The sequence below is a fragment of the Actinacidiphila oryziradicis genome (genome assembly GCF_005047355.1).
GTDB classification, from domain to species: domain Bacteria; phylum Actinomycetota; class Actinomycetes; order Streptomycetales; family Streptomycetaceae; genus Actinacidiphila; species Actinacidiphila oryziradicis.
Map to the genome: position 1 here is coordinate 295,719 of NZ_SUMC01000002.1, position 22,178 is coordinate 317,896.

General features: G+C 69.7%; 23 protein-coding genes. 12 read left to right on the plus strand and 11 right to left on the minus strand.

Features of this window, described 5'->3' with window-relative positions; translation table 11 throughout:
- Positions 1 to 189: 189 nt before the first annotated feature.
- Positions 190 to 873 carry a hypothetical protein gene (locus FCI23_RS03760; protein ID WP_136721970.1) on the plus strand — a complete coding sequence of 228 codons (684 nt, stop codon included), beginning with the start codon at positions 190 to 192 and terminating at the stop codon, positions 871 to 873.
- On the opposite strand, the gene FCI23_RS03765 is transcribed toward FCI23_RS03760, so the two are convergent.
- Positions 865 to 1,338 carry a MarR family winged helix-turn-helix transcriptional regulator gene (locus FCI23_RS03765; RefSeq protein ID WP_136721971.1) on the minus strand — a complete coding sequence of 158 codons (474 nt, stop codon included), beginning with the start codon at positions 1,336 to 1,338 and terminating at the stop codon, positions 865 to 867. The genes FCI23_RS03760 and FCI23_RS03765 overlap by 9 nt on opposite strands.
- A 103-nt stretch (positions 1,339 to 1,441) precedes the next feature.
- On the opposite strand from FCI23_RS03765, the gene FCI23_RS03770 reads away from it, so the two are divergent.
- The 3 genes from FCI23_RS03770 to FCI23_RS62270 all read left to right on the plus strand — a co-directional run bounded on the left by FCI23_RS03770 (position 1,442) and on the right by FCI23_RS62270 (position 3,869).
- On the plus strand, positions 1,442 to 2,896 hold the full coding sequence (locus FCI23_RS03770) for an MFS transporter (protein WP_136721972.1): 1,455 nt from the start codon (positions 1,442 to 1,444) through the stop codon (positions 2,894 to 2,896).
- Positions 2,897 to 2,965: 69 nt separating this feature from the next.
- Positions 2,966 to 3,721: an SDR family NAD(P)-dependent oxidoreductase gene (locus tag FCI23_RS03775; RefSeq protein WP_136721973.1), complete on the plus strand. Its 756-nt coding sequence runs from the start codon at positions 2,966 to 2,968 to the stop codon at positions 3,719 to 3,721.
- Between the two features lie 16 nt (positions 3,722 to 3,737).
- Entirely contained in the window at positions 3,738 to 3,869 is a 132-nt protein-coding gene (locus tag FCI23_RS62270; protein ID WP_265737717.1) for a hypothetical protein, read from the plus strand.
- Between the two features lie 6 nt (positions 3,870 to 3,875).
- Here FCI23_RS62270 and FCI23_RS03780 read toward each other — a convergent pair whose 3' ends face one another.
- Genes FCI23_RS03780 through FCI23_RS03790 form a run of 3 tightly spaced genes read right to left on the minus strand, consistent with a single transcriptional unit; the run spans position 3,876 to position 4,533 of the window.
- Complete coding sequence (locus FCI23_RS03780) at positions 3,876 to 4,121, minus strand: DUF7848 domain-containing protein (RefSeq protein WP_136721974.1); 246 nt, start codon at positions 4,119 to 4,121, stop codon at positions 3,876 to 3,878.
- On the minus strand, positions 4,118 to 4,309 hold the full coding sequence (locus FCI23_RS03785; protein WP_136722031.1) for a hypothetical protein: 192 nt from the start codon (positions 4,307 to 4,309) through the stop codon (positions 4,118 to 4,120). Before FCI23_RS03785 ends, FCI23_RS03780 begins: the two co-directional genes overlap by 4 nt.
- 17 nt (positions 4,310 to 4,326) lie before the next feature.
- Positions 4,327 to 4,533, minus strand: coding sequence for a hypothetical protein (locus FCI23_RS03790; RefSeq protein WP_136721975.1), 207 nt, complete (start codon positions 4,531 to 4,533; stop codon positions 4,327 to 4,329).
- Positions 4,534 to 4,797: 264 nt separating this feature from the next.
- On the opposite strand from FCI23_RS03790, the gene FCI23_RS03795 reads away from it, so the two are divergent.
- Positions 4,798 to 5,481 carry a DUF5753 domain-containing protein gene (locus FCI23_RS03795; RefSeq protein ID WP_246143285.1) on the plus strand — a complete coding sequence of 228 codons (684 nt, stop codon included), beginning with the start codon at positions 4,798 to 4,800 and terminating at the stop codon, positions 5,479 to 5,481.
- Entirely contained in the window at positions 5,478 to 5,702 is a 225-nt protein-coding gene (locus FCI23_RS03800) for a DUF397 domain-containing protein (RefSeq protein WP_136721977.1), read from the plus strand. Before FCI23_RS03795 ends, FCI23_RS03800 begins: the two co-directional genes overlap by 4 nt.
- A 297-nt stretch (positions 5,703 to 5,999) precedes the next feature.
- On the opposite strand, the gene FCI23_RS03805 is transcribed toward FCI23_RS03800, so the two are convergent.
- Complete coding sequence (locus FCI23_RS03805) at positions 6,000 to 7,193, minus strand: RtcB family protein (protein ID WP_136721978.1); 1,194 nt, start codon at positions 7,191 to 7,193, stop codon at positions 6,000 to 6,002.
- Between the two features lie 194 nt (positions 7,194 to 7,387).
- Here FCI23_RS03805 and FCI23_RS56130 point away from each other — a divergent pair, with 194 nt between their 5' ends.
- From FCI23_RS56130 to FCI23_RS03825, 3 genes are all read left to right on the plus strand, one after another.
- Positions 7,388 to 8,215: a hypothetical protein gene (locus FCI23_RS56130; RefSeq protein WP_169316670.1), complete on the plus strand. Its 828-nt coding sequence runs from the start codon at positions 7,388 to 7,390 to the stop codon at positions 8,213 to 8,215.
- Positions 8,216 to 8,282: 67 nt separating this feature from the next.
- Positions 8,283 to 8,984, plus strand: coding sequence for a DUF3558 domain-containing protein (locus FCI23_RS03820; RefSeq protein WP_136721981.1), 702 nt, complete (start codon positions 8,283 to 8,285; stop codon positions 8,982 to 8,984).
- A gap of 165 nt (positions 8,985 to 9,149) precedes the next feature.
- On the plus strand, positions 9,150 to 10,418 hold the full coding sequence (locus FCI23_RS03825) for a DUF2637 domain-containing protein (protein ID WP_136722032.1): 1,269 nt from the start codon (positions 9,150 to 9,152) through the stop codon (positions 10,416 to 10,418).
- Between the two features lie 48 nt (positions 10,419 to 10,466).
- Here the strand turns inward: FCI23_RS03825 and lysS are convergent, their stop codons facing one another.
- Entirely contained in the window at positions 10,467 to 12,203 is a 1,737-nt protein-coding gene (lysS, locus tag FCI23_RS03830) for a lysine--tRNA ligase (protein WP_136721982.1), read from the minus strand.
- 131 nt (positions 12,204 to 12,334) lie between these two features.
- Here lysS and argS point away from each other — a divergent pair, with 131 nt between their 5' ends.
- The 3 genes from argS (at position 12,335) to FCI23_RS58130 (ending at position 15,851) form a co-directional block, all read left to right on the plus strand.
- Positions 12,335 to 14,074, plus strand: a complete 1,740-nt coding sequence (gene argS, locus FCI23_RS03835; protein ID WP_136721983.1) for an arginine--tRNA ligase — start codon at positions 12,335 to 12,337, stop codon at positions 14,072 to 14,074.
- Positions 14,075 to 14,200: 126 nt separating this feature from the next.
- Positions 14,201 to 14,833, plus strand: a complete 633-nt coding sequence (locus FCI23_RS03840) for a Uma2 family endonuclease (RefSeq protein ID WP_322973793.1) — start codon at positions 14,201 to 14,203, stop codon at positions 14,831 to 14,833.
- Positions 14,834 to 15,566: 733 nt separating this feature from the next.
- Positions 15,567 to 15,851 carry a hypothetical protein gene (locus FCI23_RS58130; protein ID WP_211265191.1) on the plus strand — a complete coding sequence of 95 codons (285 nt, stop codon included), beginning with the start codon at positions 15,567 to 15,569 and terminating at the stop codon, positions 15,849 to 15,851.
- A gap of 135 nt (positions 15,852 to 15,986) precedes the next feature.
- Here FCI23_RS58130 and hemB read toward each other — a convergent pair whose 3' ends face one another.
- The 5 genes from hemB to FCI23_RS03870 all read right to left on the minus strand — a co-directional run bounded on the left by hemB (position 15,987) and on the right by FCI23_RS03870 (position 22,080).
- Positions 15,987 to 16,979: a porphobilinogen synthase gene (gene hemB / locus FCI23_RS03850; RefSeq protein WP_136721984.1), complete on the minus strand. Its 993-nt coding sequence runs from the start codon at positions 16,977 to 16,979 to the stop codon at positions 15,987 to 15,989.
- 388 nt (positions 16,980 to 17,367) lie between these two features.
- The gene (locus FCI23_RS03855) at positions 17,368 to 19,008 is read right to left on the minus strand and encodes a bifunctional uroporphyrinogen-III C-methyltransferase/uroporphyrinogen-III synthase (protein WP_246143287.1); all 1,641 of its coding nucleotides are present in this window, start codon (positions 19,006 to 19,008) and stop codon (positions 17,368 to 17,370) included.
- Positions 19,005 to 19,985, minus strand: a complete 981-nt coding sequence (hemC, locus tag FCI23_RS03860; RefSeq protein WP_136721985.1) for a hydroxymethylbilane synthase — start codon at positions 19,983 to 19,985, stop codon at positions 19,005 to 19,007. Before hemC ends, FCI23_RS03855 begins: the two co-directional genes overlap by 4 nt.
- A complete protein-coding gene (locus tag FCI23_RS03865) occupies positions 19,982 to 21,331 on the minus strand; it encodes a glutamyl-tRNA reductase (protein WP_136721986.1) in 1,350 nt (449 codons plus the stop codon). Before FCI23_RS03865 ends, hemC begins: the two co-directional genes overlap by 4 nt.
- The gene (locus FCI23_RS03870) at positions 21,328 to 22,080 is read right to left on the minus strand and encodes a redox-sensing transcriptional repressor Rex (RefSeq protein WP_136721987.1); all 753 of its coding nucleotides are present in this window, start codon (positions 22,078 to 22,080) and stop codon (positions 21,328 to 21,330) included. The genes FCI23_RS03865 and FCI23_RS03870 overlap by 4 nt, the downstream gene beginning before the upstream one ends.
- Between the last annotated feature and the right edge of the window lie 98 nt (positions 22,081 to 22,178).

The following is a 22,178-nucleotide window of genomic DNA, read 5'->3' on the forward strand; positions in this document are numbered from 1 at the left end:
GCCCGGGGGCCGGCGGCGGCCCGCACCTACCAGCGCCCTACCGGCTGTTGTCAAGAGGGAGGGGGTCGGGCTGTTCGCGACGGGATTCATATGGCAGTCTCACTTTCCACCGTCTTTCGCTTGCTTTCCCGTCGTCCTTCCCGTCGCCCCCCTACGGCCTTCGGCCGTACGACCGAAGAGTTGACCGCCATGCGTTCTCTGCCCGTGGTCCTGGCCGCCCGCCTGCTGCCGGTAGTGGTGCTGGCCGTGGCCGGCTGGTCGATGACATCCCCCGCCGGGTCCGTACCGGTGGCGGCCCCGCAGACCGGGGCGTCCTCGTCGCCGCCCCCCTCCTCCAGCGCCGCTTCGGGCGGTGCCTCGGCCGGGACCGGGGCCTCGACAGGCACCGCAACAGGGAGCAGCGCCGTCTCCTTCAGCAAGCCGCCCGCTCCCTGCACGACGGTCCCGGTCGCGACGGTGAAGTCCCTGGTGCCGAGTGCGAAGACCGCCGGGACCGAACTCAAGGTCAGCGATCCGACCCGTCGTTCGGGCTGCTCGTGGAACGCGCTGAAGGGCTTCGCCTACCGCTGGCTCGACGTCTCGTTCGAGATATCGGGCACGACGCAGGAGGCCCACTCCTTGTACGGCAAGCAGGCGCAGAGCACGGCAGCCGTACTGGGCCTGGGAGCGGACGAGGCCTCGGTCGGCGAGAGCCTCACCACCCAGGACAGCCAGCAGACCCGCGAGTCGGTGGTCGTCGTCCGAAAGGGCAACGCGCTGATCACGGTGACGTACAACGGCAGCGACTTCGACACGAAGAAGGCCCCCGCCGCCGACGTGATCCGCCAAGGTACGATCACCGCCGCAAAGGCCGTACTGACGAAGCTAACCTGACGCCTCGCTCGACACCTGCTCACGCGGCCACGGCCGGCCGTCCATCTTCTCGACGCTCACATTGAACCGGGTGAGCAGCCGCACCAGATCGCGGACATCGTCCTCCGGCCAGTCCTCCACGGCCCGTCCCATGCTCTGCCGGCCCCACTCGCGGTCGGCCGCCACCCGCTCCGCGCCCTCCCGCGTGACGCTGAACTTCCGGGCGATGCCGCCGTCGGGGTCGGGAATGCGCTCGGCCAGGCCGTGCTGGAGTACGGCGGCGGTCTGCCGGTTGACGGTCGAGGCGTCCAGGCCGAGCGCGTCGGCAAGCTGGCCGATCGACATCGGGCCCTCGGTCTGGAGCCGGCTGAGCAGCAGATAGGCGGAACGTTCCAGCAGCTTCGGATTCTGCTTGCGCGCATTCGCCAGGTGATGGCGCAAGAGCAGGATGAGTTCACGTTCGAGATCACACAGTTCCTCGCCCATCACCGGCCTCCTCCTGCCTTCCTCCGTCGTCACCCCCCTGATGGCGAGGCTACCCGCCAAAAAGGAAATGTGCATGATACACACTGCATGTACAGTGCACATCATGTCCACCGCACACCAGCCGCGAACCGGCCCCGTGGTCGGCGTACTCGCCTTCGCCGGCATCGTCGTCGCCCTCATGCAGACCCTCGTCGTGCCGCTGATACCCCAGCTGCCGACGCTCCTCCACGCCTCCGCCTCAAACGCCTCCTGGGCCATCACCGCGACCCTCCTCGCCGGCGCCATCGCCACCCCGGTCCTCGGCCGCCTCGGCGACATGTACGGCAAGCGCCGCATGCTTCTGGTCAGCCTCGCACTGCTGGTCGCCGGCTCGGTGGTCTGCGCCCTCGCCGACTCCCTCACCCCGATGGTCATCGGCCGCGTCCTCCAGGGCTGCGCCATGGGCGTCATCCCGCTCGGCATCAGCATCATGCGCGACGAGCTCCCGCCGGAGAAGCTCGGCTCCTCCATGGCCCTCATGAGTTCCTCCCTCGGCGTCGGCGGCGCGTTCGGCCTGCCCGGCGCCGCCGCCATCGCCGAACACGCCAGCTGGCACGTCCTGTTCTGGGTCTCGGGCGGCGTGGGCGCCGTCGCGATCGGGCTCGTCCTGCTCGTCGTACCCGAGTCCCCGCTGCGCGGCGGCGGCCACTTCGACCTCCCCGGTGCCGCCGGGCTCTCGGCCGGGCTGCTCTCCCTCCTCCTCGCCATCTCCAAGGGCGCCGACTGGGGCTGGGGCAGCGGCACGACCCTCGGCTTCTTCGGCGCGGCAGTGGTCATCCTGCTGGTCTGGGGACGCTGGGAGCTGAGTACGGCGGAGCCGCTGGTCGACCTGCGCACCACCGCCAAGCGGCCGGTCCTGCTGACCAACCTCGCCTCGATCGTCGTCGGCTTCGCCCTGTACTCGATGTCGCTGGTGCTGCCGCAGCTGCTGGAGCTTCCGAAAGCCACCGGTTACGGACTCGGCCAGTCGATGCTCGCCGCCGGCCTGGTGATGGGCCCGTCCGGGCTGGTGATGATGGCCGTCTCGCCGATCTCGGCACGCGTCTCGGCGGCGCGCGGCCCCAAGGTCTCGCTCATGATCGGCGCCGTCATCATGGGCGCCGGATACGGCTTCGGCGTCCTCCTGATGGACGCCGTCTGGCAGCTGCTCGTCGTCTCATCGGTCATCGGCGCCGGAATCGCCTTCGCCTACGCCTCCATGCCCGCCCTCATCATGTCCTCGGTGCCCCCCTCCGAGACCGCCGCCGCGAACGGGCTCAACGCCCTCATGCGCTCCATCGGCACGTCCTCGTCGAGCGCGGTGGTCGGTGTCGTACTGGCCCACATGACCACCACCTTCGGCACCACCACCCTCCCCTCGGAGAGCGGCTTCCGTACGGCACTCATCATCGGCGGCGCCGCGGCGGTCATGGCCCTCGCCATCACCGCCTTCATCCCCGGGCGCCGGCAGCCCACCCTCTCGGCGGCCGGCGACCCCGCGGCCACCGCCCAGGTCCCGGACCACACCCCGGCGACGTAACCAGCCCCCGCCTATGCTGCTGGTGGAACCTCTAAACCGCCGAACCCGTACGCGAAAGGCGCCACCGCCATGACCACCCGTACCGCCGTCGTCACCGGTGCCAGCAGCGGCATCGGCGCCGCCACCGCCCGCAAGCTCGCCGCCGCCGGCTACCACGTCGTCCTCACCGCCCGCCGCGCCGACCGGCTGGATGTCCTGGAGAAGGAGATCGCGGCGGCGGGCGGCTCGGCAGCGGCATACGCCCTCGATGTGACGGACCGCGACGCCGTGGACGCCTTCGCCCAATCGCTGGACGGCGTCGACGTCCTCTTCGCCAACGCGGGCGCCGCGTTCGGCGCGGACCCGGTCGCCACCGCCGACCCGGCCGACTGGCGGGCGATGTACGAGGTCAATGTGCTGGGCGTGCTGAATTCCGTCCAGGCCCTGCTGCCCAAGCTCATCGCCAGCGGGGACGGGACGATCGCCATCCTGTCCTCCACGGCGGGCCTCGTGGTGTACGAGGGCGGCGGCGGCTACGCCGCCGCCAAGCACGGCACACACGCCATCGCCGGGACGCTGCGCCTGGAGCTCTCCGGCCAGCCCGTCCGGGTCATCGAGATCGCGCCGGGGATGGTGAAGACGGACGAGTTCGCCGTCAACCGCTTCCGGGGCGACCAGGACGCCGCCGCCTCCGTGTACGAGGGCGTCGCGGAGCCGCTGACGGCGGACGACGTGGCGGACACGGTGGCCTGGGCGATCACCCGCCCTTCGCATGTGAACGTCGACCTTCTGGTGCTGCGCCCGCGTGCGCAGGCGGCGCAGCACAAGGTGCACCGGGAGGGATGAGCTAGCGCTCCGCGTTGTGGCGGCCTGGGCTGCTTCGGCGGTGGCCCCGGCCTGGGTGGCGGTGTCGGCGGCCTGGGCCCAGGCCGCCGACGCCCACACCCGAGCCGGCGCCCCCGGCAAAGCCGCCGCCCGCAGCCACCTGCCGTAGCACCCCTCACCGCACCAGCGCCATCCGCCAGAACCGGTGAATCACCTCCCGGTACCCGCGATGCGACGGGTTCCGCCCCACGTGCGCGAAGGCCCACCCCCGCGCCGCCTCGAAGTCCTCGTCCGGCGGCCCGGCCGCACCGCACGCCGTGCAACGGAACGCGAACACGATCGGGGGCGCCTCCTCCCCCGCGTCCGGGCGGATCGTCCAGTCGGCGAAGCGGATGACGGTGTGGGGCCCTTGCCCGCTCAACGCCCCCACCCCCGCACAGCGTTGGCGTTGACCTCCGCCACTTTCGCGCTGAGCTGTTCCGCCGCCGTGGCGGGGCGGACGTCCTCGGGCCGGGCGTCCCATTCCCGGCCGCCGCCCAGTGGCCGGAGCTGTACGTACGGGCCCTCCCGGCCCATGACGACGCAGACCCGGCCCAGCGCGACATCCATCGCCAGCTCCCCGACAATCACGCCGCCCACTCCCTCAGCGGGTCGATCAGCCGGGCCGCCACATCCGCGCGCACCGGCGCGATGGACACGTACGCCCGCCCGCCCATCGGGGCGGCGCCGCTCGCGGCGATCCAGAACCCGGCCCCGGCAAAGCCGAGTTGAAGCTCCGCCGCGACCTGATCGCCGATGCGCCGGGCGTCGGCGTCCTGTGTTGCCCTGTCCATTACGATTGCACCTCTCCGTGAGCGAGTAATGACGTTCCGTATGCTCAGCCTGCCCATCCGGACTTACGCTGACGAGGGTTTACGGCTCCACAGCCGCCCTGTGGAAATGGGTGCGCCAAGGTGCGACAAGGGAGTTGCCAGGTGAGCGAGCCACACGGAGGACCGGAGTACTTCGGGTCGGAGGTACGCCACGCCCGCCTGCACGCCAGCCTGAAGCAGAAGGATCTGGCGACCAGCACCTGCTACGCATCGTCGTACGTCGGCATGGTGGAGAACGGCGAACGACTCGGCAGCGCCGAGTTCGCGCGCGGCTGCGACGAGGTGTTCAACACCAGCGGGTTCTTCGCCCGCCTGCGGGAGCGGCTGAGCCAGCGCGGCCACCCGGAGTGGTTCGTGCCGTACGTGCGGCTCGAGGCGACCGCGACCTCGATCCTGGACTACAGCGCGACCCTCATCATGGGCATGCTGCAGACCCCGGAGTACGCGGATGCGCTGTTCCGCGCCGTGAATCCACGGGACGACGTGGAAGTGACCAAGGAAAAGATCCAGGCGCGCATGGAACGCCATGCCGTGATGGCTGGCGAAAGTCCCCCACTGCTCTGGGTGATCCTCAACGAGGCCTGCCTTCGGCGCGTGGTCGGCGGCCCCGAGATCCTGCGCGAGCAGCTCGGGCATCTGCTGCAGGAGGCGGAGTCACCGCACATCACCTTGCAGGTGCTGCCCTTCAGTACCGGCGCGCCGCCGTCCACGAGCAGCTTCACGCTGCTGACGTTCGAAGACGACCCGACTGTCGTGTACGCGGAGACCACGCTTGGAGGCCAGGTGGTCGACTCCCCCAAGGACGTGGCGAGCACCGTGGAAAAGTATGACCGCTTGCGCGCGGATGCTCTGTCGCCGGAGGATTCAATCGCTCTTGTCCGCAAGGCGATTGAGGAGCTGTCCAGATGAGCCATATCACCTTCGAACGCTCCCGTGCACGGTGGGAAAGGTCCAGCTACAGCGGCGGCGAAGGCGGCCAGTGCGTCGAGTTCGCTCGTGACTTCGCCGCCTCCGGCATCGTCCCCGTCCGGGACAGCAAGGACCCGGAAGGTCCGGCGATCGTCACCTCCCCCGGCAGCTGGACATCATTCGTCTCCGCCGTCCGGAGCGGCGGGTTGGCCGACCTCTAATCCCGGCTCAGCCAGCCCGTCCACGTACGGATCTCGGCGGGCTCGTTGGCGAATTCCACAGCCGGCACCCGGATCAATTGGTGGAGCAGCGCTGCCGCGCGGTGATGAGGTTCCGCATCCCTTTCGGACGACCTACGGCTGTTCGTGCCGGCGGCCGAGCGTGGACTGGCCGGACGGCCGCCCGGTGATCACCCGTGATCCGGGGGACTACAAGGGCATGGCCGGGGTCCGCACCATCCCGCTGCGCTGACACGCGAGGGGGCGGCGCCCCGCGGACACCGCCCTCCAGCATGTCTCTCAACCCTTGACGCAGACGACCTGCTTGAGCTTCGCGACGACCTCGACCAGATCCTGCTGCTGGTGGATGACCTTCTCGATCGACTTGTACGCACCCGGAATCTCATCCACCACGCCCGAGTCCTTCCGGCATTCCACGCCCCGGGTCTGCTCCTCCAGATCACGCGTCGAGAACCGCTTCTTCGCCGCGTTGCGGCTCATCTTCCGTCCCGCGCCGTGCGAGGCGGAATTGAAGGCGTCCGCATTGCCGAGGCCCTTCACGATGTATGAACCGGTGCCCATCGAGCCCGGGATGATGCCGTAGTCACCGCTGCCGGCCCGGATCGCACCCTTTCTGGTGACGAGCAGGTCCATACCGTCGTAGCGCTCCTCGGCCACGTAATTGTGGTGGCAGGAAATGACGGGCTCGAAGGCCACCTTGGCCTTCTTGAATTCCTTGCGTACGACATCCTGGAACAGCGCCATCATGATGGCCCGGTTCCGCTTCGCGTAATCCTGGGCCCAGAACAGATCGCGCCGGTACGCCGCCATCTGCGGGGTGTCCGAGATGAAGACGGCGAGGTCGCGGTCGACGAGGCCCTGATTGTGCGGGAGCTTCTGTGCCTGGCCGATGTGATACTCGGCGAGTTCCTTGCCGATGTTCCGGGAGCCGGAGTGCAGCATCAGCCAGACGATTCCGTCCGAATCGAGCGTGACTTCGCAGAAGTGGTTGCCTCCGCCAAGCGTTCCCATCTGCTTGACGGCCCGCTCCTCACGGAATTTGACCGCTTCCGCCAGCCCGTCGAACCCCGCCCAGAACCCGTCCCAGTCCCCCGTCGGGAAGCCGTGCAGCCGGCGCGGGTCGACCGCCTCGGCGTGCATCCCCCGGCCCACCGGAATCGCCTCCTCGATCTTCGACCGGAGCCGCGACAGATCTTCCGGAAGGTCATCGGCGGTGAGCGAGGTCTTGACGGCGCTCATGCCGCAGCCGATGTCGACCCCGACGGCCGCCGGGCAGACAGCGCCCTGCATGGCGATGACGGAGCCGACTGTCGCGCCCTTGCCGTAGTGGACGTCGGGCATGACGGCAAGCCCCTTGATCCACGGGAGTGACGAGACGTTACGGAGCTGCTGCATGGCGACGCTCTCGACCGTGGCCGGGTCGGCCCACATGCGGATGGGTACCCGGACGCCAGGCACTTCGGTGTAGGACATCTCGGTCCCCCTGTAGCAGTGAGCAAAGCGGTACGACAAAGCAATTATCGGCGAAAACGGAAATCAAGCACGAAGACGGAGATACCGCCATCCGGACCGGCGAGCGCATCAGCGCGTGCGGTAGACATTGTCTCCACTGGCCGCGCACGCGCGCCAAGGATTAAACGGGTTCGCCTGCGGAAGGGGCCAGGTCAGTGCAGCGATCGGGAGGTAGCACCGCAAGGGGGCTGCTGGCCGCGGCGTGCTCCGCAGTGCTCGCGGTAGCGGCGCTCGCGGGATGCAGCGGCGGCAGCGGGACGAACAACGCCGGGGCGGACTCGAAGCAGGCGGGGAGCACGGCTTCGGTGTCGGCGGCGCCGCCGGGAAAGTACCGGGTGCTGCCGGAGCCGTGCGGGTCGGTCGGGCAGAACACCCTCAAGGCGCTGTTGCCCGAGTCGAGCGACTACGCGGGGCAGGCGACGCTGACGTACGACACGGACCGCCGGGTGGGCTGCAACTGGTCCGGGAAGACGGACCGGGGCACCCGGAATCTGAGCATCGACATCGAGCGGGCAGTGTCGTACGACCCGACCGTGAGCGACGAGGACGAGGCGCGGCAGCTATACGACAAGGAGGCGGTCGCGGCAGGCCTTCCTGCGTCCTCACCCTCTGCCTCGTCGTCCGCCACTGCGTCCCCCACGGCATCGGCATCGGCGTCCGCGTCGCTGTCCGCCGCCGCCACCGCATCCACCTCCGCATCCACCTCCGCATCCGATTCCGCATCCGATTCCGCATCCGATTCCGCAGCGCCGGCGCCCCGGGTGCTCAGCGGGCTCGGGAACAGCGCGTTTCTGAACGACGTGCTGACGACCAAGGACTCGGGGGTGCACCGGGACGTGACGGTCGTGTTCCGGAAGGCGAATGTGCTGGTCACGCTGGTGTTCTCACAGTGGTCGACGGACAACTCGGTGACGCCGGGAAGCCAGGAGTTGCAGGACGGAGCACGGAAGGCCGCGGGCGAAATCGCCGGGCAATTCAGCTAGCAGGGACATACCACGGACGCAGGCAGAATTGGGGTGCCCGCGAGGCCGCCGCGTAGTCTGTGTGGCTATGCAACGATCAGCGCCCCGTCTCGCCCGTCTGCTCGCGAGCGCAGCCGTGCCGGTGATGCTCATCGCCGGCTGCTCCTCGGGATCGGATTCCAGCTCGTCGAAGAAGGCCTCGGACGGCAATCCGTCCGTCTCCGGTTCCGCCTCCCCGTCGCCGTCCCCGACACTCGCGGCAGCCAAGTACGCGAAGCTGCCGGACCCCTGCAAGTCGGTGACGCAGAAGACGGTCAAGCAGCTGGTGCCGAAGGTGAAGGACACCAGCGGCCTGGCCGCGAAGTCCTCCGACGCCACCGCCCGGGGCGGCTGCTCCTGGAACGGCCTGGACGGCTTCCAGTACCGGTGGCTGGACGTGGCGCTGCAGCGCTTCGAGACGGTCCCCGGGATCGGCTCCGCCGAGGAGCAGGCGGTGAAGCGGTACGGGGAGCAGGTCGCCGCGGCGACCGCGACGAAGGGCGCGAAGTCGGGCGCCGTTGCCGGACTCGGCGGCGATACGGCGACGATGGTGACCGCCGAGGTGACGAAGGACAAGGAGCAGTACCAGCAGGTGACAGTGGTCACCCGGACCGGGAATGTCGTGGCGGTCCTGTCCTACAACGGCGCGGGCATGGAGAGCGCGAAGACGCCGAAGGCGGCGGACCTGCAGAAAGGCGCCAAGGCGGCGGCCAAGGAAGCCATGGCGTCGGTCGCTACAACGAACACGTAACGGACAGGCCCCACTCCGCTGCACGTAACAACTGCCACACAACTTCCGCCCTATATGCACCAATTTCGCACGATTGTGCGAGACCTTCCCCGGTTCATGTGGCAGGCTGAGCCTGCCAGTTGCCGAGTCGCGAGTCGGGGAGGGTCGCGGTTGTCCGCGATACAGATGAACCGGACGCACCGCATTTTGGTCGGTGTGGTCATCGCCGGTGCGGTCGTCATCGCCGCGATCGGCTTCGCAGGTTCCTACGCGGCGGTGCGGGAGCTGGCGCTGCACAAAGGCTTCGGCTGGTTCTCGAACGTCTTCCCGGTCGGCATCGACGCCGGGATCGTGGTGCTTCTCGCCCTGGACCTGCTCCTGACCTGGCTGCGCATACCCTTCCCCCTGCTTCGGCAGACCGCGTGGCTGTTGACGGCCGCCACGATCGCCTTCAACGGCGCCACCGCCTGGCCCGACCCGCTCGGCGTCGGGATGCACGGCATCATCCCGATCCTCTTCGTCGTCTGCGTCGAGGCCGCCCGGCACGCGATCGGGCGCGTCGCGGACATCACCGCCGACAAGCACATGGAGTCGGTGCGCATCACGCGCTGGGTCCTCGCGCCCGTGCCGACCTTCCGGCTGTGGCGCCGCATGAAGCTGTGGGAGCTCCGCTCGTACGACGAGGTCATCAAGCTCGAGCAGGACCGCCTCGTCTACCGCGCCCGCCTCCGGGCCCGCTACGGCCGCGCCTGGCGCCGCAGAGCCCCCGTCGAGGCCCTGATGCCGCTGCGCCTCGCCCGCTTCGGCGTGCCCCTCGCCGAGACCGGCCCTGTCGGCCTCGCCGCAGCCGGCATCGTCGTCCAGACCCCCGCCATGCTCGCCCCGGCCCCGGAGCCGGTACCCGTGCCGGAACGAACCCCGGAACCGGCCGCCGCGGCGGGGCCGGCCCCCGCACCGCCGCCAGCGCCGGAGCCCGTGTACGAACCGGTGATCGAATCAGAACCGCAGACCGCGTACGTACCCGAGCCGGCTCCCGCGATCCTGGTCCCGACCGGCAACGGCAGCCACCGCACCCTGGCCAACGGCAGCGGCGGGGTCCGCTCGGTCTCCGCCGCCTACCTCGGCCCCGATCCGGAGCCGGAGCCCGATCCGGAGCCCGAACTCGAGTACTCGCCCGAGTTCACGGTCGAGGTCCCGATCCCGGTCCTGCCCGAATACGCGTCCGAGCCGGAGCCCCCGGCGGACGAGTCGTCCCGCCAGGAGATCTACGCCCGGGCCTTCCTGGCGTACCGCGCCCAGTACGGCGACTTCCCGAACGCCCGCCAGTTCGGCCTCATGCTGCAGGACCGCTACGGCATCGAGGGCCCGAACGGCGGCCCCCTCAGCGAGAGCACCCTCCGGCCGCACCTGCGCGGCCTGCGGCGCTCGGTCGAGGCCGCGCCCTCCGCGCGGTAACTCGCCGCCCACCCGCCGCAGCGCCGCAGGCGAGCCCGGCAGGACCCCTCAGGGGGCCAGAAGCTTCCGCACCCGCTCGGCCCCGACCGCCAGCAGCAACGTCGGCAGCCTCGGCCCGGTGTCCCGCCCGACAAGCAGCCGGTACAGCAGCGCGAAGAAAGTCCGCTGCGCGACCTTCAGCTCGGGCGTCGGCTTCGCGTCCAACGGAAGCCCCGCCTGGATCTTCGGCACCGCGTACACATGCGCGGTGAGCCCGTCCAGCGACCAGTGGTCGTCCAGCCCCTCCAGCAGCAGGCGCAGCGACTCCCGCTCGGCCTCGCCGAGCGAGCCCAGCAGCTCGGTATCCGGCTCGTCCCGGACCCGGGTGCGCTGGTCGGCCGGAACATGGGTGGTGATCCAGGCCTGGGCGCGGTCGAGCCGGGGCCGGGTCTCGTCGAGTGAGGTGACCGGATTCCCCGGGTCGAGGTCGCGCAGAATCCGCAGCGTCTGCTGCTCGTCGCCCGTCGTGATGTCGACGACGGAGGCAAGCGTGCGGTACGACAGCGGCCGGGGCGTCCTCGGCAGCTCGCGGTCGGCGGTGCGCGTAGCGCGGCTGTACGCGGCGGCGTCAGCGGCCTGCGCCGAGCCGTCCGCGATCTTGCGCTCCAGCGCGTCCCACTCGTCGTAGAGCCGCTGGATCTCCTGGTCGAAGGCGATCTTGAACGACTGGTTGGGCCTGCGCCGCGCGTACAGCCAGCGCAGCAGCGGCGCCTCCATGATCTCGAGGGCGTCCGCAGGGATCGGAACCCCGCCCTTCGAGCTCGACATCTTGGCCATGCCGCTGATGCCGACGAAGGCGTACATCGGCCCGATGGGCTGCTCGCCGCCGAAGATCTCGCGCACGATCTGGCCGCCGACCACGAAGGACGACCCGGGCGACGAATGATCAACGCCCGAGGGTTCGAAGATCACGCCCTCGTAAGCCCAGCGCATCGGCCAGTCGACCTTCCAGACCAGCTTGCCGCGGTTGTGCTCGGAGAGCTTGACGGTCTCCTCGTGCCCGCACACACAGCTGTATGTGAGCTCGGTCGTCTCGTCGTCGTACGCGGTGACCGTGGTCAGGTCGCGGTCGCAGACCGAGCAGTAGGGCTTGTACGGGAAGTACCCCGCGCCGCCGGTGCTGCCGTCGTCCTCGTCCGCGGCGCCGGAGCCCTCGGCGGCCTCGATCTCGGCCTCGTCGACAGGCTTCTGCTGCTGCTTGGGAGCGGCCTTCGCCCCGGGCTTGGCCTTTGTGCGGTACCGGTCCAGCACCGCGTCGATCTGCGCGCGCTCGCGCATCGCGAAGAGGATCTGCTCGCGGTACGCACCCGCCGTGTACTGCTCGGTCTGGCTGATCCCGCGGTACTCGATGCCCAGCTCGGCGAGCGCGGCGATCATCGGGGCCTTGAAGTGCTCGGCCCAGGAGGAGTACTCACTCCCCGCAGGCGCGGGCACCGCGGTCAGCGGCTTGCCGATGTGCTCGGCCCACGACGGATCGATGCCGGCCGGGACCTTGCGGAACCGGTCGTAGTCGTCCCAGGACAGGATGTGCACGACCTCGCGGCCCCGGCGCCTGATCTCGTCGGCGACGAGGTGCGGGGTCATGACCTCGCGCAGATTGCCGAGGTGGATGGGGCCGGAGGGGCTGAGTCCTGACGCGACGACGACGGGTTTGCCGGGGGCTCGACGATCCGCCTCGGCGATGACCTCGTCCGCGAAACGGGAGACCCAGTCGGCCTCGGTGGTGCTCTGAGCCACGATCGGCACACATCCCTCTCGTACTCGCCGTACACAAGTCCGGCGGGGTCAATTAATGCAAGTCTGGCAGGGTCAATTGTCTGGGATACTGGGTTGCTCGCCAAACCACTTAGCAGCCCCCTATCGAAACGGCTCGGCCCATGGCTTCGGTTCCGTCCCTCTCCGCCACGATCCAGCAGCGCATCGCCGACGTCCTCGGCGCCGATCCGCTGCTGCGACGTAGCGACCGGGCCGACTTCCAGGCCAACGGGGTGCTGGGCCTGGCCAAGCGGAACAAGGCCAACCCGCGCGAGCTCGCCGCCAAGGTCGTCACCGCTCTCCCCGCCGACGGCGAGCTGATCGCGGACATCGAGGTGTCCGGCCCCGGCTTCCTCAACATCACGGTCTCCGACGCCGCCATCACCAACATCCTCGCCGCCCGCGCGGCGGACGGTCGCCTCGGCGTTCCGTCGGCCGAGAAGCCGGGGATCACGGTCATCGACTACGCCCAGCCCAATGTGGCGAAGGAGATGCACGTCGGCCACCTCCGCTCCTCGGTGATCGGCGACGCGATCGCCAAGATCCTCGAATTCGAGGGCGAGACGGTGATCCGCCGCCACCACATCGGCGACTGGGGCACCCAGTTCGGCATGCTCGTCCAGTATCTGATCGAGCACCCGCACGAGCTGGACGCCTCTCCCGAGGGCAGCGACGGCGAGGAGTCGATGTCCCGGCTGGACCGGGTCTACAAGGCGGGGCGGGCGCTCTTCGACACCGACGAGGAGTTCAAGACCCGCAGCCGCAAGCGGCTGGTCGAGCTACAGGCCGGCGACCCGGAGACGCTCGCGATCTGGCAGCAGTTCGTGGACGAGTCGAAGATCTACTTCTACTCGGTCTACGACAAGCTCGACATCGCCATCCGCGACGAGGACATCGTCGGCGAGAGCGGCTACAACGACATGCTGGTCGAGACCTGCAAGCTGCTTGAGGACACCGGCGTCGCCGTGCGGTCCAACGGTGCGCTGTGCGTGTTCTTCGACGACATCAAGGGCAAGGACGGCGAGCCGGTACCGCTGATCGTGCAGAAGGCGGACGGCGGCTTCGGCTACGCCGCCACCGACCTGTCCGCGATCCGCAACCGGGTGCGGGATCTGCACGCCGACACCCTGCTGTATGTCGTCGATGTCCGGCAGGCGCTGCATTTCAAGATGGTCTTCGCCACCGCCCGCCGGGCGGGCTGGCTGACCGAGGAGATCACCGTCAAGCACATCCCCTTCGGCACGGTCCTGGGCAAGGACGGCAAGCCGTTCAAGACCCGTGCGGGCGAATCCTTCCGGCTGGTCGACCTGCTGGACGAGGCGGTGGACCGGGCAAAGTCCGTCGTCCGGGAGAAGAACGAAGAACTGTCGGAGCAGGAGATCGAGGAACGCGGCGCCGAGGTCGGCATCGGCGCGATCAAGTACGCGGACCTGTCCACCTCCCTGGGCCGCGATTATGTCTTCGACCTCGACCGGATGGTGTCGCTGACCGGTGACACGAGTGTCTACCTGCAGTACGCCTTCGCCCGCATCCAGTCGATCCTCCGCAAGGCCGGAGATGCCCGGCCCTCCCCCCACCCGGAGCTTCCGCTGGCCCCGGCGGAGCGTGCTCTCGGGCTGCTGCTGGACGAATTCGGCAACACGCTGGAAAGCGTCAGCGAGACCTACGAGCCCCACAAGCTGGCCTCGTACCTCTACTCGGTGGCCTCGGCCTTCGCGACGTTCTACGAGCAGTGCCCAGTCCTCAAGGCCGAGAATTCGGTCGAGCTCCGGGAGAACCGCCTGTTCCTGTGCGAGCTGACCGGCCGCACCCTGCACCAGGGCATGGTACTGCTGGGCATCCGGACGCCCGAGCGCCTCTGAGCGCTCCAATGCGCCCCCCATATGGCGGCCCCGGTGCACACTGCCAGGGCCGCCATAGGGCTGCTTTGGCCCGTTTTGACCGGCAGAATCGTTACTGGACGCGTCCTACGATCGAGATGAGGTCCCGTGACCGACAAGGACGAGGCAGACAGGAGGAGCGACATGACGGTTGCCCCGGAGCGCCCCTGCCGGCCGGTGCCGGAAGAGACACCGGTGAGCCTCATCGACATCGCCGAGTATGCGGCCCGATCCCTCCCCCATCACAGGGTGGAGATCCTTGAAGGACAACTCCTGGTGACTCCAGCAGCCGACGGCCCTCACGGGCTGGCCCTCACTGATCTGACGCTGGCGTTCGCTGCGCTCCACCGCAAAGACGCCTACGTCATCCAAGGGATCGGACTCTGGCTGCCCAGCGGGGACGACCACGCCGTACCCGATCTCGCCGTAGTGGACAAGGAATTCCGCGATCACGAGATCAAGTACAAGTGCTACGACCCTGCGATTTTCAGGCTGGTCCTGGAGATCACCTCCACCAACTGGCGCGACGACGTAGAACGCAAACCCGATGCCTATGCAGGCGCAGGGGTGCCCGTCTACGTCATCTGCGATCGCGAGCATGGCGAGGTCATCGTCTGCACCGACCCCCGCGGCGGGGAATACCGCACGCGTTCGGTGTATCGGAAGGGCGAAACCTTCGTCCTGCCCGAGTCCATCGGCGCAAAGGTGGAGCTTGAGGTCGACGGCCTCCTCCTCAAGTGAGCCATGCCGCCCCGGCGGCACCCCGTGCAGCAACGCGTTCATGGCCAACTCACTGACGCAGAGCAACACATCATCCGTGCGCTTCGCAACACCCCGCGCGCCGGCGGCTCGTAGCCGCCCAACTGGCCCCGTTCCGCAGGGCAGTCCGGCTCACGCAGCGCGAACTGGCCGAGCGGTTTGACGACCTGTTGGACACGAAAAGCGAACGTGCCGGAGATGGACCGGACCCGGCGTGGGCGGCGGAGTTCATCGGCCGGGACCCCGGCCTGCTTCGGACTGAGGTCTACGCACGTACACCGGTGGGGCCATTCCTGACCGGCCGAGAGCCGGCAGCCGGGCCTGAGCGGTGCTTGCTGGTGGGCGTTGCCGGCCTGCCGGGACCCCTGGGCGAGGCCGGCCGCCGTCCAGGCTCGGCCCCACTTGATCAAGAACGGATGTCACGCATTTTTCGAGACCCTGCCGAGGTCCTACCGAGGCGTTGACCTGCGGCTTTGCGCTGAGCAGTCGGACAACCGGAGGGAATCACAGCACATGTCCGTTTATGCGCCTTTTTGGCCCATCTGAGAGGTGTAGGCTGCGAACGTAGTAGGAGGTACAAGCGCGGCGCGCAGGTGGCCAGCGGGAACTAGCCAAGAGCCGTCCGCCGTTACCCCGCACCTCCGGGTTCCGCCAGAGGCGGTTAACCAATCCGCGGGCGCGTGCCACACAGTCTCTATGTTAAGAGGTGTGGATCATGTCCACCAAGCGATTCACGAAAGTCATCGCAGTGAGCGCGGGCACCATTCTGCTGTTCGGCGGCGCCTCGGTCGCTGCCGCCGGAGCGGCGTCCGCAGCCCCGGCCCAGACTGTCGCCAGCACAACCTACGGCGGCGGCCACGGCGGCGGCGGCCACGGCGGCGGTTATGGCGGCCACGGCGGCTACGGTCATGGCGGCTACGGCGGCTACGGCGGCTACGGCGGCTACGGCGGCTACGGCCACGGCGGCTACGGCCACGGCGGCTACGGCTGGGGATGGTGACTGCCTGAGTGCGTCGGCATGTGACGTACCGTCCATGCAGCGCGCTGCACGATGCCTTGGCTTGGTCGACCAGGCCAAGGCATTCCTATGCCCCCAGGCGAAAGCGCTCCACGCGAGGGTGATCAGGCGCCGGCGTCAGAGCTGGCGCGCGACCTCGGTGGCCCAGTAGGTCAAGATCATGCTGGCGCCCGCCCGCCGCACGCTCGTCAAGGTTTCCATGATCGCCCGCTCACGGTCGATCCACCCGTTCGCAGCGGCGGCTTCGACCATCGCGTACTCGCCGCTGATCTGGTAGGCGGCCACCGGGACGTCCACGGACTCGGCGACCTTGCTCAGCACGTCCAGGTAAGGCAGGGCGGGCTTGACCATGACCATGTCCGCGCCCTCGGCGAGGTCGAGGGCGAGCTCGCGCATCGACTCGCGGAAATTGGCCGGGTCCTGCTGGTACGTCTTGCGGTCGCCCTTGAGGGATGAGCCGACGGCCTCGCGGAAGGGGCCGTAGAAGGCCGAGGCGTACTTGGCCGTGTAGGCGAGGATGGAGACGTCCTGATACCCGGCGCCGTCCAGAGCCTGGCGGCTACGGGCGACCTGGCCGTCCATCATGCCGCTGGCGCCCACCACATGGACGCCGGCGGCAGCCTGCACGCGGGCCATCTCGGCGTAGCGCTCCAGGGTGGCGTCGTTGTCCACGCGGCCGTCGGCGTCCAGGACGCCGCAGTGGCCGTGGTCGGTGTGCTCGTCCAGGCAGAGGTCGGACATGACGACGAGCTCGTCTCCGACCTCGCTGATGACATCGCGGATGGCGACCTGCAGGATGCCGTCCGGGTCTGTGCCGGGCGAGCCGATCGCGTCCTTCTTCTCCTCCTCCGGCACGCCGAAGAGCATGATGCCGCCGACGCCCGCCCGGGCCGCCTCGACGGCGGCTTTGCGGAGCGAGTCGCGGGTGTGCTGGACGACGCCGGGCATGGCGGAGATCGGCACCGGGGTGGTGGCGCCTTCGCGTACGAAGGCGGGGAGGATCAGCTCGGCCGGGTGCAGCCGGGTTTCGGCGACGAGGCGCCGCATGGCCGGAGTCGTACGCAGGCGGCGGGGGCGCGCCGCTGGGAACTCGCCGTACGTGTTGCTCATGTCCGTGCCTTTCTCCGTTACCGGGGTCGTCCAGGAACCACGGTACGCCCGTCCGGAGCCAGGTTTTCCCGACAACCTGCCGGGGTTGGTCGGGCCGCCTGCCTGCGGCGCTTCCCCCACCCCGCCCCTTCCCGGCTGCGTCCGATTTGCGGCTGGCGCCGCGTGGGGGGCTCCGCCCCGGACCCGCCCCCTACACCCTGGCGGGCATGGGAGGTACCCCAGTCCTCAAACGCCGGACGGGCTGAATAGACCCACGTTGTGGGCAGGCGGGCCGCAGGGCCGAGCGAAGCGAGATGGGGGCACCTCCTGGGGGCACCTCCCGGCCGAAGGCTGGGGGAGGCAGCTGGGGGAGGGGTGGGCACAACGCCGACCACCGGCCCGGGCAGGGTCAGACGCGCGCCCTCCGCCGCGCGCCGGGGCGGCGTTCGCTGGGCCGCGTGACCGGGTCACCCGCCTCGAGCGCGGCCTCACGCCGGGCCGTGCCGAAGTCGGCCAGCGCCTGCGCCAACGCGTGTACCGACGGCTCCGGCGACATGACGTCGACCCGCAGCCCGTGCTCCTCGGCGGTCTTGGCCGTCGCCGGGCCGATACAGGCGATAACGGTGACGTTATGAGGCTTGCCGGCGATGCCGACAAGATTCCGTACCGTACTCGACGAAGTGAAAAGCACCGCGTCGAAGCCGCCGCCCTTGATCGCCTCGCGGGTGTCGGCAGGCGGGGGCGAGGCCCGCACGGTCCGGTAGGCCGTGACGTCGTCGACCTCCCAGCCGAGCTCGACCAGCCCCGCGACCAGCGTCTCCGTGGCGATGTCGGCGCGGGGCAGGAAAACCCGGTCGATGGGGTCGAAAACGGGGTCGTAGGGCGGCCAGTCCTCCAACAGGCCCGCAGCGGACTGCTCACCGCTCGGGACGAGGTCCGGCTTGACGCCGAATTCGACGAGCGACTTCGCGGTCTGCTCGCCGACGGCCGCGACCTTGATGCCGGCGAAGGCCCTGGCGTCGAGCCCGTACTCCTCGAACTTCTCGCGTACCGCCTTGACGGCGTTCACCGAGGTGAAGGCGATCCATTCGTAACGGCCGGTGACCAGGCCCTTTACCGCGCGCTCCATCTGCTGGGGGGTGCGCGGGGGTTCGACGGCGATGGTCGGCACCTCGTGCGGCACCGCGCCGTAGGAGCACAGCTGCTCCGAGAGCGAGCCGGCCTGCTCCTTGGTGCGCGGTACGAGGATCTTCCAGCCGAAGAGGGGCTTGGTCTCGAACCAGGAGAGTTGCTCGCGCCGGCCGGTCTGGCCGCCGACAACGGCTATCGCCGGGATCGGGCCCTCCGGCGTGGGCAGCGCCTTCGCTGCCTTCAGCTCGGCGGCGATGGTGGCGAGGGTGGCGGTCCAGGTGCGCTGGCGGGTGGTGGTGCCGGCGACGGTGACCGTGAGGAGGGTCTCGGGCTTGCGGCCGGAGGACACCAGTTCAGCGGCGGTGGCGGCGACGGTCTGGAGGGTGGTGGAGACCACGAGGGTGGCGTCGCTGGCGCCGACCTCGGTCCAGCAGCGATCGGAGGCGGTGGCGGCGTCGACAAACCGTACGTCACCGCTCAGCGGCACGCCCGCGTAGGCGGGGACGCCGACCGCGTGGGCGACGCCCGGCACGACCTCGAAGGGGATGCCGGCCTGGGCGCAGGCGAGCATCTCGTCGGCGGCGCCGGCGTCGAGGCCGGGGTCGCCGGCGACGGCACGGACGACCCGCTTGCCGGTGCGCGCGGACGCCATGACAAGCTGGACGACAGCGGAAACGGCAGCGGGAGCGCCCAATGGGCCGTCCCCGGTGGCTGGTTCGGCGGTGTCCACGGATGCGCGGGCGTGCGTGCGCACGACGTCGAGCACCTGCGGCTCGGCCACCAGCAGGTCGGCGCGGGCCAGCGCCTCGACGGCGCGCAGGGTCAGCAGTCCGGGGTCTCCCGGTCCGGCACCGAGGAAGGTGACGTACCCGGATACCGGGACGGCGGTGGTCGTTGCGACGGCGGCGATGGGGCTCACAGGTCTCGCTCCCCCATAAGACCGGCGGCACCCTTGGCGAGCATCTCGTCGGCGAGTTCGCGGCCGAGGGCCGCGGCTTCCGTACGAGTGGCGGGGGTGGGACCGGTGATGGACATCTGCACCAGCTCGACGCCGTCGGTCGTGCCGACGACGCCGCGCAGGCGCAGCTCGGTTACCCGCTCGGCGGCCCCTTGGAAGTGAGGTTCGGCGAGCGCGCCCACAGGGGCGGAGCAGCCGGCCTCGAGGGCGGCGAGCAGGCTTCGCTCGGCGGTCACGGCGGCCCGGGTGAACGGGTCGTCGAGCTCGGCGAGCGCATCGGCCAGCACCACATTGTGCGCGGCACATTCGATGGCCAGGGCCCCCTGGCCAGGGGCAGGCAGTAGAGCGTCGGTGGGGATCAGCTGGGTGGCCTCACCGAGGCGGCCGAGGCGGTTCAGCCCGGCGGCGGCCAGCACGACGGCGTGGAGGTCGCCCGAGGCAACATATCCGATACGGGTGTCCACATTGCCGCGGATGGGCACGGTCTCGATCGCCCGGCCCATTGAGCGGGCCCAGTGGTTGAGCTGCGCCATCCGGCGTGGCGAGCCGGTACCGATCCGAGCACCGTCAGGGAGCTGCTCGAAGCTGAGCCCGTCGCGGGCGACCAGCGCGTCGCGCGGGTCCTCGCGGACCGGGATGGCGGCCAGCGTCAGCCCTTCGGCGTCGGCCGTCGGCAGGTCCTTCAGCGAGTGGACCGCCAGATCGATCTTCCCGGCCAGCAACGCGTCACGCAGCGCGGAGACGAAGACGCCGGTGCCGCCGATCTGCGCGAGGTGCTCGCGCGAGGTGTCACCGTATGTCGTGATCTCGACCAGTTCCACGGACCGTCCGATCAGCTGCCGGACCTGCTCCGCGACCTGGCCGGACTGCGCCATGGCGAGGGCACTGCGCCGAGTGCCCAGTTTAAGTGCGGTGGGGAGTGCGGTTGGGCTTGTCATGCCCGCCCTCGATTCGGTTCATCTGTGCTCGGGGAGTCAGCCCTGCTGACGGCGGCGACCGCCTGCGGGTCGAGGTCGAACAGTTCCCGCAGCGCGTCGGCGTACCCGGCGCCGCCGGGTTCGCCCGCGAGCTGCTTGACCCGCACGGTGGGCGCGTGCAGGAGCTTGTCGACGACGCGGCGCACGGTCTGGGTGACCTCCGCGCGGCTCTTGTCGTCCAGGTCTGGGAGGCGGCCGTGGAGCCGGGCCAGTTCGCCGGCCACGAGGTCGGCGGCCATGGAGCGCAGCGCCACCACGGTGGGGGTGATGTGCGCGGCTCGCTGGGCCGCGCCGAAGGCTGCGACCTCGGAGGAGACGATTTTTCGCACCTCGTCGACGTCGGCGGCCATCGGGGCGTCCTGGGCGGCGTTGCCGATGGTCTCCAGGTCCACGAGGTGCGCGCCGTCCAGGGTGTGGACGACGGGGTCGATGTCGCGCGGCATGGCCAGGTCGAGCAGGCCGATGGGCGAGGTGGCGGTACGGGAGAGCAGCGCGCGGAAGACCGTCTCGGCCGCGACGACCTGCCCGGTGGCCCCCGTACAGGACACGACGATGTCGGCGGACGGCAGCTCGGCGGCGACCTCGTCCATACGCACGGCGCGGCCGCCGATGGCCTGGGCCAGGCGCTTGGCGCGCTCCTCCGTGCGGTTGGCGACGACGATCTCGGAGACGCCCGCGCGGGCGAGCGTGGTGGCGGCGAGCGAGCTCATGGAGCCGGCGCCGACGACGAGGGCGCGCTTGCCGTCGGCCCACTCGCCGAAGGAGTCGGTTCCGCCGATGGCGCGGGCGAGCTGGTCGAGGCCGAAGGTGACCAGTGACTGGCCGGCCTTGTCGATGCCGGTCTCGGAGTGGGCACGCTTGCCGACCCGCAGCGACTGCTGGAAGACGTCGTTGAGCAGCCGTCCGGCGGTGTGCAGCTCCTGGCCGAGCCCGAGGGTGTCCTTGATCTGGCCGAGGATCTGGCCCTCGCCGACGACCATGGAGTCCAGCCCGCAGGCCACGGAGAAGAGGTGGTGGACGGCCCGGTCCTCGTAGTGGACGTAGAGGTACGGGGTGAGCTCCTCCAGCGTGACCCCGCTGTGCTGGGCCAGCAGGGTGGACAGCCCGGCGACGCCCGCGTGGAACTTCTCCACGTCCGCGTAGAGCTCGATGCGGTTGCAGGTGGACAGGACGGCCGCCTCGGCGGCGGGCTCGGCGGCGACCGCGTCGAGCAGCAGCTTCGCCTTGGTGTCCTCGGCGAGCGCCGCCCGCTCCAGGACGCTGACCGGGGCGCTGCGGTGGCTCAGACCTACGACGAGGAGGCTCATGCCGGCATCACGGCGGGGAGGTCCCCGTCAGGTCCGGTGCTGGTCGGCTGTCGTTTGGGGGGCGCGGTGACGGTGTCGTCGAACTCCTCGCCGGCCTTGCGCTGCTCGTGGAAGGCGAGGATCTGGAGTTCGATGGAGAGGTCGACCTTTCGGACGTCGACTCCGTCGGGCACCGTGAGGACAGTCGGCGCGAAGTTGAGGATCGAGGTGACTCCGGCGCCGACCAGCCGGTCGCAGACCTCCTGCGCCGCGCCGGCCGGGGTGGTGATCACGCCGATGGACACCTGGTTGTCGTCGACGATCTCCTCCAGCTCCTCGGCGTGTCGCACCGGGAGCCCGGCGATCAGCTTTCCGGCCAGGCTCGCGTCGGCGTCTATGAGGGCGGCGATCCGGAAACCCCGGGAGGCGAAGCCGCCGTAGTTGGCGAGCGCGGCGCCGAGATTACCCATGCCGACGATCACAACCGGCCAGTCCTGGGTCAGTCCGAGTTCGCGGGAGATCTGGTACACGAGGTACTCGACGTCATAGCCGACGCCACGGGTTCCGTAGGAACCGAGATACGAGAAGTCCTTGCGGAGCTTGGCGGAGTTCACTCCGGCGGCGGCCGCGAGTTCCTCGGACGACACCGTGGGCACCGAACGCTCGGAGAGCGAGGTCAGCGCCCGCAGGTACAGCGGAAGCCGGGCGACGGTGGCCTCGGGGATCCCTCGGCTGCGGGTCGCCGGTCGGTGATTTCGGCCAGTTGCCACGATGCTCCTGCCGGTACAGCTCGGCTGCGGACGGCCACAGTCACTATGGCCGCCCCGTGCGTGCCAGGCTATGTCTTTGTGAACGCGTGCACAAAGAT

Coding starts and splice junctions, on each gene's coding strand:
- FCI23_RS03865 (WP_136721986.1), bottom strand. CDS start 21,331: ATGAGCCTCCTCGTCGTAGGTCTGAGCCACCGCAGCGCCCCGGTCAGC.
- hemB (WP_136721984.1), bottom strand. CDS start 16,979: ATGAGCAACACGTACGGCGAGTTCCCAGCGGCGCGCCCCCGCCGCCTG.
- FCI23_RS03785 (WP_136722031.1), bottom strand. CDS start 4,309: ATGGATGTCGCGCTGGGCCGGGTCTGCGTCGTCATGGGCCGGGAGGGC.
- FCI23_RS03820 (WP_136721981.1), top strand. CDS start 8,283: ATGCAACGATCAGCGCCCCGTCTCGCCCGTCTGCTCGCGAGCGCAGCC.
- FCI23_RS03805 (WP_136721978.1), bottom strand. CDS start 7,193: ATGTCCTACACCGAAGTGCCTGGCGTCCGGGTACCCATCCGCATGTGG.
- FCI23_RS03795 (WP_246143285.1), top strand. CDS start 4,798: ATGGTGGAGAACGGCGAACGACTCGGCAGCGCCGAGTTCGCGCGCGGC.
- FCI23_RS03825 (WP_136722032.1), top strand. CDS start 9,150: ATGAACCGGACGCACCGCATTTTGGTCGGTGTGGTCATCGCCGGTGCG.
- FCI23_RS03770 (WP_136721972.1), top strand. CDS start 1,442: ATGTCCACCGCACACCAGCCGCGAACCGGCCCCGTGGTCGGCGTACTC.
- FCI23_RS03775 (WP_136721973.1), top strand. CDS start 2,966: ATGACCACCCGTACCGCCGTCGTCACCGGTGCCAGCAGCGGCATCGGC.
- FCI23_RS03800 (WP_136721977.1), top strand. CDS start 5,478: ATGAGCCATATCACCTTCGAACGCTCCCGTGCACGGTGGGAAAGGTCC.
- FCI23_RS03765 (WP_136721971.1), bottom strand. CDS start 1,338: ATGGGCGAGGAACTGTGTGATCTCGAACGTGAACTCATCCTGCTCTTG.
- FCI23_RS58130 (WP_211265191.1), top strand. CDS start 15,567: ATGTCCACCAAGCGATTCACGAAAGTCATCGCAGTGAGCGCGGGCACC.
- argS (WP_136721983.1), top strand. CDS start 12,335: ATGGCTTCGGTTCCGTCCCTCTCCGCCACGATCCAGCAGCGCATCGCC.
- FCI23_RS03790 (WP_136721975.1), bottom strand. CDS start 4,533: ATGGACAGGGCAACACAGGACGCCGACGCCCGGCGCATCGGCGATCAG.
- hemC (WP_136721985.1), bottom strand. CDS start 19,985: ATGACAAGCCCAACCGCACTCCCCACCGCACTTAAACTGGGCACTCGG.
- FCI23_RS03760 (WP_136721970.1), top strand. CDS start 190: ATGCGTTCTCTGCCCGTGGTCCTGGCCGCCCGCCTGCTGCCGGTAGTG.